17 protein-coding genes and 1 tRNA gene are annotated in these 15,510 nt (G+C 67.9%); 10 read left to right on the forward strand and 8 right to left on the reverse strand.

The features are described from left to right. Positions 1 to 184: 184 nt before the first annotated feature. Positions 185 to 634 (forward strand): hypothetical protein, encoded by a 450-nt coding sequence (locus NG1_RS19820; protein ID WP_062972930.1) that lies wholly within the window; start codon positions 185 to 187, stop codon positions 632 to 634. 77 nt (positions 635 to 711) lie between these two features. Here the strand turns inward: NG1_RS19820 and dcd are convergent, their stop codons facing one another. After that, positions 712 to 1,311: a dCTP deaminase gene (gene dcd, locus NG1_RS19825; RefSeq protein ID WP_062972932.1), complete on the reverse strand. Its 600-nt coding sequence runs from the start codon at positions 1,309 to 1,311 to the stop codon at positions 712 to 714. Between the two features lie 112 nt (positions 1,312 to 1,423). Here dcd and NG1_RS19830 point away from each other — a divergent pair, with 112 nt between their 5' ends. The 4 genes from NG1_RS19830 (at position 1,424) to NG1_RS19845 (ending at position 4,358) form a co-directional block, all read left to right on the forward strand. Then, positions 1,424 to 2,197, forward strand: coding sequence for an SDR family NAD(P)-dependent oxidoreductase (locus NG1_RS19830; RefSeq protein ID WP_062972934.1), 774 nt, complete (start codon positions 1,424 to 1,426; stop codon positions 2,195 to 2,197). Positions 2,198 to 2,621: 424 nt separating this feature from the next. Further along, on the forward strand, positions 2,622 to 3,341 hold the full coding sequence (locus NG1_RS19835) for a phosphatase PAP2 family protein (protein ID WP_157114131.1): 720 nt from the start codon (positions 2,622 to 2,624) through the stop codon (positions 3,339 to 3,341). 66 nt (positions 3,342 to 3,407) lie between these two features. Then, positions 3,408 to 3,481 (forward strand) — tRNA-Gly (locus NG1_RS19840). Positions 3,482 to 3,656: 175 nt separating this feature from the next. Beyond that, entirely contained in the window at positions 3,657 to 4,358 is a 702-nt protein-coding gene (locus NG1_RS19845) for a 2'-5' RNA ligase family protein (RefSeq protein WP_168434123.1), read from the forward strand. 4 nt (positions 4,359 to 4,362) lie between these two features. Here the strand turns inward: NG1_RS19845 and NG1_RS19850 are convergent, their stop codons facing one another. Next, positions 4,363 to 5,619, reverse strand: a complete 1,257-nt coding sequence (locus NG1_RS19850; protein WP_157114132.1) for a helix-turn-helix domain-containing protein — start codon at positions 5,617 to 5,619, stop codon at positions 4,363 to 4,365. Between the two features lie 218 nt (positions 5,620 to 5,837). On the opposite strand from NG1_RS19850, the gene NG1_RS19855 reads away from it, so the two are divergent. The 5 genes from NG1_RS19855 to NG1_RS19880 all read left to right on the forward strand — a co-directional run bounded on the left by NG1_RS19855 (position 5,838) and on the right by NG1_RS19880 (position 9,177). Further along, positions 5,838 to 6,149: a hypothetical protein gene (locus NG1_RS19855; RefSeq protein WP_062972942.1), complete on the forward strand. Its 312-nt coding sequence runs from the start codon at positions 5,838 to 5,840 to the stop codon at positions 6,147 to 6,149. A 45-nt stretch (positions 6,150 to 6,194) separates the two neighbouring features. Then, a complete protein-coding gene (locus NG1_RS19860; RefSeq protein WP_062972943.1) occupies positions 6,195 to 6,479 on the forward strand; it encodes a hypothetical protein in 285 nt (94 codons plus the stop codon). Beyond that, on the forward strand, positions 6,437 to 6,811 hold the full coding sequence (locus NG1_RS19865) for a hypothetical protein (protein ID WP_157114133.1): 375 nt from the start codon (positions 6,437 to 6,439) through the stop codon (positions 6,809 to 6,811). Before NG1_RS19860 ends, NG1_RS19865 begins: the two co-directional genes overlap by 43 nt. A gap of 1,050 nt (positions 6,812 to 7,861) precedes the next feature. Further along, a complete protein-coding gene (locus tag NG1_RS19875) occupies positions 7,862 to 8,245 on the forward strand; it encodes a DoxX family protein (RefSeq protein WP_062972949.1) in 384 nt (127 codons plus the stop codon). Between the two features lie 47 nt (positions 8,246 to 8,292). Next, on the forward strand, positions 8,293 to 9,177 hold the full coding sequence (locus tag NG1_RS19880; protein WP_062972951.1) for an RNA polymerase sigma-70 factor: 885 nt from the start codon (positions 8,293 to 8,295) through the stop codon (positions 9,175 to 9,177). 67 nt (positions 9,178 to 9,244) lie between these two features. Here NG1_RS19880 and NG1_RS19885 read toward each other — a convergent pair whose 3' ends face one another. The 6 genes from NG1_RS19885 to NG1_RS19910 form a co-directional block, all read right to left on the reverse strand. Then, complete coding sequence (locus tag NG1_RS19885) at positions 9,245 to 10,354, reverse strand: methyltransferase (protein WP_062972953.1); 1,110 nt, start codon at positions 10,352 to 10,354, stop codon at positions 9,245 to 9,247. 218 nt (positions 10,355 to 10,572) lie between these two features. Continuing rightward, entirely contained in the window at positions 10,573 to 11,088 is a 516-nt protein-coding gene (locus tag NG1_RS19890) for a flavin reductase family protein (RefSeq protein WP_040870800.1), read from the reverse strand. Continuing rightward, on the reverse strand, positions 11,081 to 11,596 hold the full coding sequence (locus tag NG1_RS19895) for an NADPH-dependent FMN reductase (RefSeq protein ID WP_062972955.1): 516 nt from the start codon (positions 11,594 to 11,596) through the stop codon (positions 11,081 to 11,083). Before NG1_RS19895 ends, NG1_RS19890 begins: the two co-directional genes overlap by 8 nt. An 11-nt stretch (positions 11,597 to 11,607) precedes the next feature. Further along, a complete protein-coding gene (locus tag NG1_RS19900) occupies positions 11,608 to 12,825 on the reverse strand; it encodes an SfnB family sulfur acquisition oxidoreductase (protein ID WP_062972957.1) in 1,218 nt (405 codons plus the stop codon). Further along, positions 12,825 to 13,940, reverse strand: coding sequence for a dimethylsulfone monooxygenase SfnG (gene sfnG / locus NG1_RS19905; protein WP_062972959.1), 1,116 nt, complete (start codon positions 13,938 to 13,940; stop codon positions 12,825 to 12,827). Before sfnG ends, NG1_RS19900 begins: the two co-directional genes overlap by 1 nt. A gap of 128 nt (positions 13,941 to 14,068) precedes the next feature. Further along, positions 14,069 to 15,460: a styrene monooxygenase/indole monooxygenase family protein gene (locus tag NG1_RS19910; RefSeq protein ID WP_062972961.1), complete on the reverse strand. Its 1,392-nt coding sequence runs from the start codon at positions 15,458 to 15,460 to the stop codon at positions 14,069 to 14,071. Positions 15,461 to 15,510 lie beyond the last annotated feature (50 nt).

A 15,510-nucleotide genomic window follows, 5' to 3' on the forward strand; every position in this document is an offset into this window, starting at 1 on the left:
CTGACCACGGTGCCATCCCTTCCGAACGAACCCCTTCCAGAGTACGAGCGCTTTGTGAGCACGGCCACAGCTGAAATGCGACCGGTATCAAAGGCAGCGGAAGGGCAGCGGTAAGCGGGCTGACGGGCGATACCCAATCACACTGCGGGCAGCGAACATTGAGTCGGAAGGCAAGGAGTTCGCCGTGAATGTCGAGAAGCTCAGGACCGTGGACGATTGGGTGGCGTTCTATCGGCACGAGTTCGGGTTGCCGGTCACCGAGCGTGGCGGTTTCGCCATGTTGCCGGTCACCGGTCGCGTCTGCGTAGTCCACCTGCCGACCGCGCGTGCCGAAAAGGTCCGCGTCGCACTGGAACAGCAGGGAACGAAGGGTCCCATGTTGGCCAGGCAGATCCGATGGAGTTTCCTCGCCGAGCCCGACAGTCGACCGGGACCGCAGGTGCTCGAGGTGCTCAATCGGCTGGATATCGGCCTGCCCGCCGTGGGCAGCGCCGTGATGTTGCCGACCGGTCTCGGTCGCTGGACCCGGGAAGGGTGCTTCTGGGTCAGCCCGCCGAGCCGCGGTGACGCGCTTCCACCGCTGTCCGTCATCCTCACTACGGCGCTCGCGGTGGGAGCGGGCGGCGGGGACTGATCACCTCCGCGATCAGATCCCCGCTGCCGTCCGCCGGGTCCGCTTCTCCCGCACAGTCGACGAAGCGGACCCGGCGGTCAGCGTGTTTCGGCGGCGTCGATCGCGGCGGCCGGAATCGGGAAGTTGAGATAGGACCGCGACGGAGTCGGCCCGCGCTGGCCCTGATACTTCGAACCCGCCACGGCGCTGCCGTACGGATGCTCCGCCGGGCTGGTCAGCCTGAGCAGGCACAACTGGCCGATCTTCATCCCGGGCCACAGCGTGATCGGCAGATTGGCCACGTTGGACAGCTCCAGCGTGATGTGCCCGCTGAACCCGGGATCGATGAAGCCCGCGGTCGAGTGGGTCAGCAGGCCCAATCGGCCCAGGCTGGACTTGCCCTCCAACCGTCCGGCCAGATCGTCCGGCAGCGTGCACACCTCCAGAGTGGAGCCGAGCACGAACTCGCCGGGGTGCAACACGAACGGTTCACCGTCGGCCGGCTCGACCAGACTGGTGAGCTCGTCCTGCCGCTTCGCGGGATCGATGTGGGTATAGCGGGTGTTGTTGAACACCCGGAACATCCGGTCCAGGCGCACGTCGATGCTCGACGGCTGGATCAGGTTCTCCAGCAGCGGCTCGACCCCGAGACGCCCAGCGGCGATCTCCGCACGGATGTCACGATCGGAAAGCAGCACGCGACGAGCGTAGCGCCTGCTCGCCGGGGCTCCGCAGCCGCACAGTGATACAGAGAGAGCGATATCCTCGCATTCACTCGGGCGGCGCCGCCCGCGATCGAAGGGATGAACCATGACCGAGGGCTCGCTATTCGACCTGACCGGCCACGTCGCCGTCGTCACCGGAGGCAACTCCGGCATCGGTCTCGGCTTCGCCCGTGGGCTCGCGCGGGCCGGAGCCGACGTCTGTGTGGTCGGCCGCGACACCGAGCGCAACGAGGCCGCCGCAGCCGAATTGAGCACCTTCGGCGGCCGCGTGCTGGCGCTGAGCTGCGACGTGAGCGAGGAGCAGCAGGTGATCGACACCTTCGGGCGCGCGGCCGCCGAACTCGGCCGCATCGACTCCTGCTTCGTGAACGCCGGTGTCAGTCAGGGTTTCATCCCGTTCGTGGAGACCGATCTCGCGGAATTCCGCCGGGTCACCTCCCTCAACCTCGACGCCGCGTTCGTGACGCTGCGCGAAGCGGCGAAGGTCATGCTCGCCCAGGGCGAGGGCGGCAGCCTGGTCGCCACCGCGAGCCTCGCCGCCCAGCAGGGTGTTCCGCGCGGGCAGTCCTACGCGGCCAGCAAGGCGGGGCTGATCGCCATGGTCAACTCGATCGCGGTGGAACTGGCCAAGCACGGTATCCGCGCGAACTCGGTGCTGCCCGGCTGGGTCGAGACGCCGATGACCGAGGGGGCCTTCGCCTGGGACCGTTTCCGCGAACGCGTCCACCCGAGGATCCCGGTTCGCCGCTGGGGCCTGCCGAGCGATTTCGAATCCGTCGCCGTCTACCTCGCCAGCCCTGCCAGCGCCTACCACACCGGCGATACTCTCTTGATCGACGGCGGTTACAGCAAGTTCTGAGGTCTTTCCGCGTCGGTACTGCGGCGCTTGACCCGCCCACCTGCGCTCGGAGCGTCGACTGGCAGTGGCGGTCATCACAGGATGGCCGAGCCCTGTCATCGCCTCCCTCGAGATGCCCAAGCCACAACGTGACGATGGTCGGCCCCGGAGACATCCGCCGTAGCCGACGCTGTCGCCCCGGCGCAGGAAGCACTTGGCGCTGGCGCGGATCGCGGGGCGGTCGCGGGGCATCAGTTTCTCGACGACCAGCTCGCCCCCGGCCGACGATCCGCTCAGTGCGGCCGTCGCGGACGGCAATGCCGGTCGAACACCGAAGGCGGCATCTTCGGCCTGCACCCTTGGTGTTCGCCGACGTCGCCGGTGCCATCCGGGGCGGGAAGCGGACCGGGTTACCTCGCAGCGTCCGGCATGGCAACGTGGAGTGGTGACCTCCTCCCGCATCCGGAACGTCATCGTGGTACTCACCGTGTTGCTGGTGCTGTGCGCCGCGGTTCTCACCGCAGGCGTTGTCGGGGGCGGCGGTCCCGGCAGGATCGATCGCGGCATCGCCGACTGGGCGATCGCGCACCGCAGCGACGCACTCACCCCGGTCGCGGTGGTCGTCAGCGTGTTGGGCGGCACGCTCGCCATGACGGCCCTGGCCACCGCGACCTGCCTGGTGCTGTCCTGGCGGCGGCGGTGGACGTCGGCCGCGCTCGTCGCGACCACCGGGCTCGGCGGTGGGTTGCTGGTGCGCGGCGGCAAACGGCTGACCGACCGCGACCGCCCGCCCGTCGAGGAACACCTGATCAACGTGTCCAACCAGGCCTATCCGTCCGGGCACAGCCTGGGCTCGTTCGTCGTGGTCGGCATCGTTCTGGTGGTCGCGCTACCCGGCATACACGGACCCGCCCTCCGCGCGTGCACGGCGATCGCCGCCGCCTTGTTCGTCGCAGCGGTCGGCCTGTCCCGCATCTACCTCGGCGTCCACTGGACCACCGACGTCCTCGGCGGCTGGTGCTTCGGCGCCCTGTGGCTCATCCTTTGCTTGACCGTCTACCGGTACTTGATGTCCGGCGAGCCGGGCCCGACCCCGTCACCGGACGGCTATCCCGGCGAAAATTCCGATAAGGCCGAGTCCACTTCCGGCCGTCGAGCGAAATAGGTCGGCTGGACTTTTCCCACCCCACACGAGGCTTCTGCTACAGTCTCGATTGGCACATCTGCCTCTGCCGATGTAGTTCAATGGTAGAACTTCTGCTTCCCAAGCAGACAGCGCGGGTTCGATTCCCGTCATCGGCTCCACACGAAACCCCGCCCTTACCTGGGCGGGTTTTCTTTTGAGACCAGCACAACAGCAGGGCACTGTACTCAATGCACCTCGCGGTGGCGTGCAGCTGAATCGGGCGAATCGGCCCAGGTCAGGCGGATGCGGATCTGTTGCCGGACATGGTCGCTCGTGGATCCGTACACTCACGGCGTGGTTCCCACGAAGCGCCCATTCCCGCTGCTGCAACCCGCATCGACGTCCGATCCTTCGGCCATTCGCTCCAACGATTGGACCGCGTTCCGTCAGCTCGGGAATGTGCATGACCACTGGACGTTGAAGTCCTGGGCGCCCGGGCAGTCGGGCTACTACTGGTATCTCACCTTCGATGATCCGGCGCTGACCGATCTCGCCGAGCGGTGCCAGAAGACTCTCGCCGACGACTGGATCGACCCGGTCCCCCTCGACGCTCTGCACATGACACTGCTGAGTGTCGGCAAGGTCGGCGACGTCTCCGGTGAACAGCTCGCGGGTATCGCCACTGCGGCACGTTCACGGCTGGCCGACATCGCGCCGTTCGACGTCGAGGTCGGGCCGCTGACCGGATCCCGTAGCGCGCTGCGATTCTCGGTCGCCCCATGGGACAACCTGCTCAGGCTGCACCGCGCTCTTCGCGAGGCGACCGCCGTGCACCGGCCGACGAGTCACCTCGCCGAGACAACCGCGCTCCGGCCGCACCTCGGAATCGGCTACATCAACCGCCCCCAGAATGCTGCGGCGCTGATCGCCGACGTGGCCGCGCTGCGAGATCTGCCGCCGGTCAGCGTGCGCGTGAACAAGGTCGACCTCGTCGAGTTGCGCCGCGACGGCCGCCAGTATCGCTGGACCGACCGCGCCGTCCTACCCCTCGGCTGAGCGCCTAACCTTCCGGTGCCGAGAACTCGCGCGCGGACGACGACCACTCCTGCAAGGAGTCGAGGTACTCGCCTGGGCCGCGTGCAGGGATCGCTCTGATGAGCGCGCCGAGTTCGTGTGCCCGCTGCCAGACCGATCGGATCGGCCGATCGCTGGATACTTCGAGCGCCTCGACGCCGAGCTGCGCGGCCTGCTCGACATCGCGACGCCGTCCGGCACCGAGCATCGCGGTCGCCATGTCGAGCCGCACCAGAGACCGGCTCCATACCGAGTCGGATTCGGCGACTCGATCCTCCACCTGCTGCCCGTAGTCGAGGCAGCGCTCATACTCACCGGCTGAGAGGAACGCGGTGGCCGCGTTCGCCATCAGCCGCGCCTCCCCGTACGGAGCGAAAGTCAAGGCGGGAGTCAGTCCCGGCCCAGTGTCGAGCGCGGCTGCTGCAGTTGTCGCGGCGGCGATCGCCGCCGCGACACCGGTCGAGTCTCCAACCTTGCCGAGAGCACGCGCCAGCCCGTTCGAGTACAGGCGGATGGACTGCGGGCCACCGTTCGCCAAGTCCAGTCCCTCGTAGGATGTCCGGACAGCTGTCGCATAGTCGCCTTGGTAGTAGGCGCAGAAGCTCTCGGTGCCTTTCACCCATGCCTGCAGGTCTGTGTCGCCGAGCAGTTCACAGATGGCGAATGCCTCGCGGCAGTACATCCGGGCGTGCCCGAATCGTCCGCGGTTGACCGCCATGTAGCCGAGAACGCCCGACAGACGGGCCGCGATCGCATAGAGCGTGTGCAGCTGGGCGGGGTGCCGACGCTGGCCGAGCATCACCTCTACCTGGTGGCGCGCCGTGATCACTTCCGGTGCCAGTCGGCGCGGACCTTCCAGTTCGTAGCGGGCGATGACGTCGTCGACGGCGATCGTCAGGATGTCGAGGACGTTGCCGTCCGCCTCCAGCTCGGACAGGCCCTGTACACGCCGCGCGATGTCCGTTGGGCTCTCGAAGGTGTCAGCCGCCGCCCGCATGCTCGTTGGGCGCGGCCCCGGCATGAGTGCGGCTTCGAACCGCGCCCGCTCGGAATCAGTAAGCCGATCGAGCAGGGTATCCATTGCCGCAGCGCACTTGCCTGACAGCTCTATGGTTTCGCGCCGACCCTCCCACTTGCGCACGACTGCGACGGTGAACCCGAGGATCTCAGCGAACTCCGGCTGGCTGACACGCAACGCCGCGGTGCGTAATGCACGAACCTCGACCCCCGTCCACGTGGTCACGATCATCTGATCTGGCCCATCTGTGCGTCCGTCCGTGAATGCCAGCGTAGATCTTCCGTAGTAGTCACGTGGATTCAATCGTCGGTATTTCCGCTGGAAAGTGCTGGTAGGCACCCGACGCCGGGTGATGCCAGTCCATCGGTAGCACTGAGCCGCCGCTCGATGGCGAGAGCCCCGGCGCCGGGTGCACACCAACGGCACCCAGCAGTGAGGACGGCATGACCGCGAAGGCAATCGGTTTCGTGCGCAAAGACTTGGCTGACGATCCGCGACAGGACGCGACGACGATCCGCGAACTGGCCGACCGCGTCGGCTACACGCTCATCGAAATGCTCACGCCCCGTGAGGAGATCGAGCCCGACACGGCGACCTGGTTACTCGCGCGGGTCCACGAGCACCACGCCGCGGATGTTGCGATCGCGGACGAGCGCCACATTCCCGAGCCCATGATGGACGCGGTCACCGCGGTGTGCAGTGTGGTCACTCCCATACGGATCATCCCCGGCCACGTCCGGTACCCGGAGGGCTGAGCCATCAGCCTCGGACCGAACGCGATCGGATTCCTGCGGGTCGACGTGCCCGGAGACGAGAGAGCGATCGAGCGCCTCGCCATAGAGCACAACTACTTCCTGATCGACACACTGAAGTTCGACGCCAGCGCGAAGACCATGGGTCTGATTCTCGTGCAGGGCATCCACCAGGCGGACGCTGCCGCAGTGATCGCGCCGAGCCTTCATCATGCCGCCGGGCTCCGGCGGGCGATCACGGAACTGTGCGACCTCGTGACGCTCGAGCAGACGTACGAGCGGGGGCACAAGTGGCCCTCGCAGATCCCGACGATGTTCCCCTCTGGGATGTGATCGGCATGAATGGATTGATCACCTTCGCGATCGGTCTCGGCGCCGCACTCGTGGTCATGGTGCCGGTAGTCGCGGCTTCGATGTGGTGGCAGGTTCCCGCTGACCCCGACACGGTCAAGGCTTACGTGACTGAGCAGCGAATGGATAACACGTTGTGGGCCAGAGGGTTCCCGCACGACGCACCCGATCACGACCTCGGCGTCCAAGAGGCACACCAAACGATGCAGCGGCATCGCGGGTGCCGCGCAGACGAGTGCCGGCGTAAGGCGGCAGCACGGCAAACCCTGATCAGCGCGGGCCGGATGAAGCCCGATACCTCACGGGAGTACTGAGCGTCCGCCGCATGGGGCGGTTCTGATCTCTCCCGTGGGGTGGGGGAGCAGTAGGTAATGGAGGATATCCATGAGATACAACGTCATTCGGGCAGCCGTCACGGTTGTCGCTGTCGGCGCCGCACTGCTCGCCGGGCAGACGCTCACCACCACGCCGGTCGCGCAGGCAGCTGACCGTGCCTGCACGTTCGCGTTGGACTGCCTGCCCGGCGTGTGGCAGGGCAAGATCGTCATGCGAGCTACCTGGGGCACCGGGACGGATGAGGTCCGCAAGGAGACCACCCCCGTTGCGCCAAACCCTGCACCTCCGGTTCCGGGGTGTCTCCCGCCCGCCCGGCTACACCAGGAAACTCCAGTGGAATTCTCGCCGCGAATACGGCGGATGGGTCATCCGTCCATCCATAGGATGGCGTCGGATCCGCTGGATAACCCCACCGCTGCATTACACGCGCGCCATCCCCGCTGACGACATGTACGCCGTCGGCACTTGGATGTTGGAGAAGCTGGAGAAATAGGGCGGGCAATCCAGATACAGCGGCGGCCCCGCCCGGTCCCCTTCCGGGTAGGGCCGCTTCGCGTCCGGGCTCCGGCTGCGCCCGCCTCCGAATGGAGCATCGGGCGCATGCTCCAGCACAGATCGATACGCCCACGACACACTCGACGACAACTGCGTCACTGCGCGCCGAGGACAACCACGCTGCGCACTCTTCGTCGGCGGCGGCCGCACCGGCAGTGATTTCGGCGCCCGCTGCGGCCATCCAACTCTCGAGGAGTGCAGCGGATCGGACAACCCGCCGACCGTAGGCCCTCACCGTCGAGTGCCACACGGCTGCGGCGATACGCGAAGGCCCCTCCGTCATGTGCCACTCACGAGGCGCCAGGCGGCGGGGGACGGCACCTACGCAGCTCGGGCTGCACGAAGCGGTGAGCGAGGCTCCTGGGCTTCGGGGGAGGCGGGTCCTGCATTGTGTGATATAGCTCACTAACTTGTCACAGTGTTCGCTCGCGCGGTGTCTGGATGCCGACACACCAGAGACGGAGGAGTTTCCGATGAACATCGCACTGTGGATCGCTACGGCACTGTTGGCCGCCCTCGCCCTCTTCGGCGGCATCACCAAGGCGTTCGTCCCTCGGGAGAAGCTCGCCGCGTCGCCCGGCGGGGAATGGACCGCCGCTGCCGGCGACGGCTTCGTCAAGGGGCTGGGGGTTCTGCAGATCCTGGCGGCGGCCGGTCTGATCCTGCCCGCCGTACTCGACATCGCCCCGGTGATGGTGCCGGTCACGGCCGTCTGCTGGGTCGGGCTCATGGTCGGCGCGATGATCACCCACGGTCGGATCGGGGAGTACAAGTTCGTTGTGCTGAACTCGGCGTATCTCGCGGTGGCGGTATTCATCGCGTGGGGCCGGTTCGCCCTCGAACCTTTCACGAGCTGACGGCCCGGACCGAGTGCAGCCCACTCCCGAGGAGAAGGGTCGAGAAGATGAGCGACCATGCGACCGACACTTTCGTCGCCCACCGCGACCTGTTGTTCACCGTCGCCTACGAGATGCTCGGCTCGGCTGCCGACGCCGAGGACGTTCTCCAGGAAACCTGGCTGCGATGGGTGAAAGCCGACCTGGAGCAAGTGAGCGATGAACGTGCCTACCTGGTCCGGATCACTACCCGGCAGTCGCTCAACAGGCTGCGCACGATGAAGCGCCGCAGAGAGTCGTACGTCGGCCCCTGGCTGCCGGAGCCGATGCTCACCACACCCGACGTCGCCGAGCACGTCGAGCTCGCCGAGAACATGTCGATGGCGATGATGCTCGTCCTCGAGACGCTCTCGCCCACCGAACGTGCCGTCTTCGTGTTGCGCGAGGTCTTCGCCGTCGACTATGACGAGATCGCGGCGGCGGTCGGCAAGACCCCGCCGACCGTCCGTCAGATCGCGCACCGCGCCCGACGCCACGTCGAGGCCCGCCGCCCGCGTTCGGTGGTATCGCCGAGCCAGGCCCGCGCGTCGGTGGAGGCGTTCCAGCGTGCGCTCGAATCCGGCGATCCCCAAGGCCTGCTCGACGTGCTCGCCCCGCATGTCGTGCTCATGAGCGACGGCGGCGGCATCAAGCGAGCCGCACTACAGCCCGTCATCGGCGCCGAGAAGGTCGCCCGCTACATCACCGGCGGCACCGGCAAGGTCCAGGGCGATCTGAGTTGCGAAACCATCCTGATCAACGGACACCTCGCACTGGCGCTGAGCCTGGACGGCGTGCTCGACGGCATCATGGCCTTCCACGTCGAGGACGACCACATCACCGGCCTCTACTTCGTCCGCAACCCGGAAAAGCTGACCCGCGTCGCCTCCGAGACACCGCTCGCCCTGCGCTGAACACGGGCTCAGGCGGGAACGCACACGATGGAGGGAGATCGCGAGTGACCTCTCCGTCATCTGCCGCTCAACGAGGTGTCAGGCGGTAGAGGGAGGTGGTTTCTCGGGCGCGGGCGTGGTGCAGGGGAGAGGTGGGATTGTGGGCTCGATGGTGGGTGGGGCGGGTGGTCAGTTGGGCGGTGATGCCGAGGCCGGCGGTCGTGATGCGGTGCAGGAGTTCGTTTCGAGTGCGCAGGCCGAGGTGTTCGGGGAGGTCGGAGAGGATCAACCAGCCTTCGCCACCAGGCCGCAAGTGGGCGCGGAGACCGGAGAGGAAGGCGTGCAGCATGGACGAGTTCTCGTCGTAGACGCCGCCTTCCAGTGCGGAGGTCGGCGTGCCGGGGAGCCACGGCGGATTGCACACGACGAGATCGGCCTTGCCGTCCGGGAAGAGAGCCGGGCCTCGCACGGCGACGGATGACAGGCCCAGCCGGTCGAGATTGGCGCGGGCGCAGGTCAGTGCGCGAAGGCTATTGTCCGTGGCGATGATTCGACCGCATCCGCGGCGAGCGAGGATCGCGGCGAGCACGCCGGTACCCGTACCGAGATCGAACGCTGTCTCGACCCGCGCGGGTGGTGGCGCGGACGCGACGAGATCGACGTACTCGCCGCGTACCGGGGAGAACACGCCATAGTGCGGATGAATGCGCTCGCCGAGGGCGGGCACGTACACCCCCTTCTCCCGCCACTGCGCAGCACCCAGCACGCCGAGCAACTCGGTGAGCGCCACCACGGTGCGCCCTGCCGGTGCGCCGTACGCCTCGGTGCACGCGCGCCGCACATCGGGGGCGCGGCGCAATGTCAGCGAATAGTCGTCTTCCAGCAATACGAGCAACTTGCCGAGCACTTCCGCGCGCCGCCGACGCGACGCGCGATACCGCCGGAACGCTTCGGCCGGGTCGCCGCCCAGTGGCGCCTTCCGATCGACCCGCCGTCCCATAGCTCGCAGCAGCTGCCGCGCATTGTGGAAATCACCGCGCCACAGCATGCCGGTTCCCGCTCGCGCCATTCGGCAGGCCACGTCAGCGGTTGTCGAGTCGTCGACCAGCACAATGGCATCGGACGGCAGTGCGCCGTTCTCGGAATGCCAGCGGGCGGTCGAACAGATGTCGTCTTCGGTCCAGGAAACGGTGGACACCGCGTACTCCTCGTGATCGAACGTGCATGGGCACGACGAGCACTTCGCCGCGGAGTCGCGAAAGACCTGTGTTACCGCACAGGGTCAGTGATTTGTCTACGCCCGCGCCGAAGTGCGCGGCTGATCACCGAGAACCATCCCGAGCGTCATGGCCGGACCTTTCCATAGGAGACGCCCGAGTCTCCCACAGCGCTGCGGGTGAGCCGAATCCCGGGCCGTCAGGCCGCCCCGTTCGCCGTTTCTGCGCGCAACCGGCGGAACTTGCTGCCATGGAAAACCAGAGGGTCGACGTCGGTGCGGCTGGCGATGCGGTGGATACGCAGGATGACGACGGCGTGGTCGCCGGCCGGTACATGCGCCTCCTGGACGCCCTCGATCCAGGCGGACGCGCCGTCGATGAACACGGCGTCGCCCGAACCGCGGTGCAGCCGGATGTCGCGGAAGCGGTCGCCGTCGCGGGTGCCGAGCGAGCGGGCGGCGGCCTGCTGGTCGGTGCCGAGCAGGCTGAGGCCGAGGTGGCTCGCGGCGGCGAGCTTGGGCCAGGTGGCCGAGGAGTTCTGCACGCAGAACGAGACCAGGGGCGGGTCCAGCGAGACGGGGACGAACGTGCTCACCGCCAGACCATGCGGGGTTCCGTCGATTTCGGCGCACACCGCGACGACACCGCTGGGGAAATTGGCGAACGCGCGACGCAGGCCGGCTCCGTCGGCGGGAAATTCGAACAGGTCATGCATGATTCGCAGCCTTCGAGCTGTGGGCCAGTGCCTGGGCGACCGAACGCCACCGACCACTGTACCGGTCGATGACGCCGTCCTCCGCGAATGTGCGATCGGACAGGTAGAGCCCGGGTAGTGCCGCGGTGGCCCCGATTTCGACGAGCACGGGCTTGAGCAACAGGTCGGGTGCGAGGGCGTGGGCCGGTCCCGCGCCGAGCATCACCGGCACCGCGAGCACGCCTTCCAGGCCGGTTCCGCCCTCGAACTGTTCGAGGAACAGCTTCAGCAGCCCGGTGTAGGTGGCCTTGAAGGTGGGACTGGCGAAGACTACGAGTTCCGAGCCCGCCACGGTGCGCACCGCCTCCGACACGGCCGGGTCACCCCAGCCGAGCAGGCCGGGTCCGAACTCGACCAAGTCGATCACGGTGGGTTCCGCCTCCGGCCGCAGCCCCTTCGCGACCAGGGTGGCCGCGGTGAGCGTGCGTGAGGCGGGTTTCGGATTTCCGACGACGACGGTGACTGTCATTCCGTCTCCTTTCAGATCACACCGTGCAGCGGCGGCGCGGCATCGTGCAGCAGGGCCCTTCCGATGTGCTGGTACTTCCAGCGCACCGGATCGTGCAGGGTGTGCGTGCGCGCGTTGCGCCAGAAGTGGTGCAAGTTCAGATCCGCCGCGGCGCTGCGCGTTCCGCCGACTTCGAACAGCGCGGCGGACACGTCGTTGGCCGCGCGGTCGGCGAGCACTTTGGCGGTCGCCGCGGCCAGGGACGCCCGGGCGACGCCGTCGACGCCCGGATCGGTCCTGGTGGCCGCGTCCACGGCCCATCCGGCCGACGAGAGCGTCGCCTCGGCGGCGGTGACCGCGACCGACAGCTCACCGAAGCGCTGGATCAACAACGGGTCGTCCGCCGCGTTCGCCACCCCTGCCTCGAACCACGGGCGGCTTCTCGTGCGCACGAACTCCGTTGCGGCGCTGAGCGCACCCCGCGCGATGCCGGTGTCGATGGCGGCGTGCAGCAGCTGCGCGAACGCTCCGTAGCCGGTAGGTGCGCGTACCGCGCCGGAGCGGGGGATCACCTGGTCGCGGTCGACGAGCACCTCCTCGAAGGACACCGTTCCGCTGCCGGTGGTGCGCTGCCCGAGCCCGTTCCAGTCGTCCACCACGCGCACACCGGGGGTGTTCGCGGGCAGGTAGGCGATGTACTCCCCTGGCTCGAGGCCTGCGCGTCCCTCGGGATCGTCCAGCCGGGTGAGCACCGCGAACAGGTCGGCGAACAGCGATCCGGTGCAGTAGTACTTCACGCCGTCCACGCGGAATCGGTCACCTGTCGGCCGCAACGTGGTCGCGATGTCGGCGACGGTCGCGCCGCCGCGCTCGGACTGCGCGTTGGCGATGCGCCCACCGTCGAGCACCCGGCCGAAGTATCGCGCCTGCTGCTGCGGCGTGCCCGCGAGCCGGAGCAGGTTCACGTACACGAAGTGGCTGTGCGGGATTTGCGCGATATTCGGGTCGGCGGTGGCGAGGGTTCGCGTCACTTCCGCGACCGCACTCGGCGGCAGATCCGCGCCACCGTAGGCCGCGGGCACGGTGATCGCGAGCAAGCCACTGGCCGCCAGCCGATCGATCTCCGCGTACGGCAGCAGGCGATCCCGGTCGCGTTCCGCGGCCCCCGGCGCGAAGTCCGCCGCCAGCCGCTGCGCGACCGCGAACGCCTGTGCCGCCGACAGGATGCGATCGGCGGCGACCGCGGTCATCAGTTCACCGCCGCGACAGGCCGCTGCGCGGCTTCCAGCTCGCGCACCAGCGGGAGCACCTTCGCGCCGAAGTACTCGATCTCCTCCTGGAAGTGCAGGAAGCCGCCGAGGATCAGGTCGACGCCGAGCTGCTTGTAGGCGACGATCCGCTCGGCCACCTGCTCCGGCGTACCGATCAGCTGGGTGCGGAAACCGTCGTTGTACTGCACCAGGTCTTCGAACGTCGAGTCGGCCCACATGCCCTTGCGATCCTTGGTGGACGCGCCCGCCTGCTGCACCGCGTCCCGGAAACCCTCCACCGCGGGCTTGTTCGCCTTCGCGACGATCTCGCGCAGGGTATCGCGGGCCTCCTTTTCGGTATCGCGGGCGATGATGAAGCCGTTGAGCCCGAACTTCACCTCGCGATCGTGGGCGCGTGCGACGGCGCGCAGGTCGTCGAGCTGTTCGGTGACGCCGTCGAAGTCCTTGCCGTTGGAGAAGTACCAGTCGGCGTAGCGTCCGCCGTTGCGCCGGGCGGCGGTAGAGTTACCGCCCTGGAACAGTTCGGGATTGGGGCGCTCGGGGGTGTTCAACGGCTTGGGCTTCAGGGTGAAGTCCCGGATGCGATAGAAGTCGCCGCCGTAGTTCACGTTGTCCTCGGTCCAGATCTTGCGGATCACCTCGAGGAATTCCGCGCTGCGCCGGTAGCGCTCGTCGTGCTCGAGCCACGGCTCGCCGAGCGCGGTGAATTCTCCGGCGAACCAGCCGGAGACGACGTTGATGGCGAACCGGCCGTTGGACAAGTGATCGGCGGTGGCGCCGAACTTGGCGAGCACCGCCGGGTGCCACAGCCCGGGATGCACGGCCGCGATGACCTTCAGCCGTTCGGTGGCGCCGAGCAGCGCGAGACTGAACGAGGTCGATTCGTGCTGGTATTCGGCGCCGTAGGAGGCGGTATAGCGCACCTGGGACAGCGCGTAGTCGAAGCCGTTGTTCTCCGCGGTCCGCGCGAGCTTCTTGTTGTACTCGAAATCCCAGCCGGTGCGCTGTTCGATGTCGCTGGTGACCAATCCCCCGCTGACGTTGGGCACCCAGTAGGCGAACCGGATCTGCTCGGCGATCTGCTCCGTGGTCATAGCTGCTCCATGGTTTTCGGGGGGAAGCCGTCGGATCGGAGGCCGGACGCCACGCATGCGTCCGGCGCTCCTCTCACTCCAGCACCGGCCCCGGGTCGGGACGAGGTTTTGAATCTGTGCGATTCGGATCAGGCGTCGGCGAGCGCGGCCGAGTAGCTCGACCTGCTGAACGTGCCCGCGGGCGCGAACCGGCCCAGCAGCGCGGCGGCGTCCTGGCCGGTGACCCGCGTGATGAACTCGTTGACCGCTTCCGGCGAGTCGACCGGTAGGAACGGCTGCGGACGATGCAGCAGGCCGACCAGCGCCGAGGCGAACGCCGGGTCGACAGCCGCCGCGGCGAAGAACGCGTTGCCGATCTCGCCCAGCTCGGGATCGCTGAGGAACAGCCTGGTCACCTTGTTGGCCGCGTCACCACGGGCGGCCAGGAACGCCGCGTACTGCCGCGCGATCCACGCCTCGTCGAACGGTCCGTCGTGCACGGCGGCCGCCGCGACCAGCCGCTGTGCCTGGATCAGGCCGCTCTGCGCGCCCTGCCCGGCGATCGGGTCGTAGGCGATGGCGGTGTCACCGAGCGCGGCGACCACGTGCCCGCCCGCGGTGCGCCCCACACCCGCCCGCACCACCGGGCGCACAGCGCCTTTCAGCCACGAGTGCGGGTCCTCGGGGATGGTCGTGGTGGCCAGCACCTCCGGCAGATCCCAGTCGATGTAGTCGCGGTAGAGGTCTTGCACGATGCGGTGCGCCGACTCGGCGGAGTCCGCCGCGGCGAAACGCTTCTCCCAGTCGCTGCCGGGACGCGCCCAGCCGAGGAACGCCCAGCTCGGCCCCGCGTCCTTGTGCAGATAGGGGCCCCACCACCCTTCACCCTGGTCGGCGAGGATGGAGAAGCCGCTGTGCGCGCCACCCGCGACGCTGCGATGAGCGAAAACGTTCTCGTCGTGCCCGATTCCGGTCACGGTGACGGTGAGCAGCGAGCGCTGCGGCGCGTCGTAGGGGGTGCGCCGCGCGTCGACGGGGAACAGGTCCGACAGTCCGCCACGTCCGCTCGCGACCAACGTGAGGTCGTTGGCGGCGGCGATGCCGTCGAGCGTCTCCGGCGTCACCTGCTCGACCACGAACCGGCCGCCGCGCTCCAGGAACGCGGTGAGCCGCTCGTCGGCCTTGAGCCTGGTGTCCACCGCTACGCCGACGTATCCGTCGAAATGACCGTCGAATTGGATCAATTCGGGACGATCGGGTCCGGGTCCGGCGATGCGCACACTCAGGCCGGTGTGCCGGGGCGCCCGCGCGGTGTAGCTGTCCAATCCCAGCGCGGCCTCGGCCTGCTGGGTCTCACCGAATTCGAGCGCGGTGCCGGTGGCGGGCACATCGTCACGCAAGGAGCGCTGATCACGCTCGCTGTAGATGGTGACGCCGAAACCGGCGTCGAGAAGTCCCAGCGCCGCAGTGACGCCGGTCTGTCCGGCGCCGATAACCGCGGCCGAACGAGTGGAACGGGAAACGGATTGCTGCGATGTCATGCAGGGATGATGCGATGCCCGCCAGTTGCGGGCAGAGTGTTGCGATCACC

This window comes from Nocardia gamkensis NBRC 108242, assembly GCF_001612985.1.
In the GTDB taxonomy this organism is placed as follows: Bacteria; Actinomycetota; Actinomycetes; order Mycobacteriales; family Mycobacteriaceae; genus Nocardia; species Nocardia gamkensis.

What these genes read in the sequence shown, in the direction of transcription:
- NG1_RS19830 (WP_062972934.1), top strand. Translation starts at nt 1,424, where the DNA reads ATGACCGAGGGCTCGCTATTCGACCTGACCGGCCACGTCGCCGTCGTC.
- NG1_RS19855 (WP_062972942.1), top strand. Translation starts at nt 5,838, where the DNA reads ATGACCGCGAAGGCAATCGGTTTCGTGCGCAAAGACTTGGCTGACGAT.
- NG1_RS19875 (WP_062972949.1), top strand. Translation starts at nt 7,862, where the DNA reads ATGAACATCGCACTGTGGATCGCTACGGCACTGTTGGCCGCCCTCGCC.
- NG1_RS19880 (WP_062972951.1), top strand. Translation starts at nt 8,293, where the DNA reads ATGAGCGACCATGCGACCGACACTTTCGTCGCCCACCGCGACCTGTTG.
- NG1_RS19890 (WP_040870800.1), bottom strand. Translation starts at nt 11,088, where the DNA reads ATGCATGACCTGTTCGAATTTCCCGCCGACGGAGCCGGCCTGCGTCGC.
- NG1_RS19895 (WP_062972955.1), bottom strand. Translation starts at nt 11,596, where the DNA reads ATGACAGTCACCGTCGTCGTCGGAAATCCGAAACCCGCCTCACGCACG.
- NG1_RS19900 (WP_062972957.1), bottom strand. Translation starts at nt 12,825, where the DNA reads ATGACCGCGGTCGCCGCCGATCGCATCCTGTCGGCGGCACAGGCGTTC.
- sfnG (WP_062972959.1), bottom strand. Translation starts at nt 13,940, where the DNA reads ATGACCACGGAGCAGATCGCCGAGCAGATCCGGTTCGCCTACTGGGTG.
- NG1_RS19910 (WP_062972961.1), bottom strand. Translation starts at nt 15,460, where the DNA reads ATGACATCGCAGCAATCCGTTTCCCGTTCCACTCGTTCGGCCGCGGTT.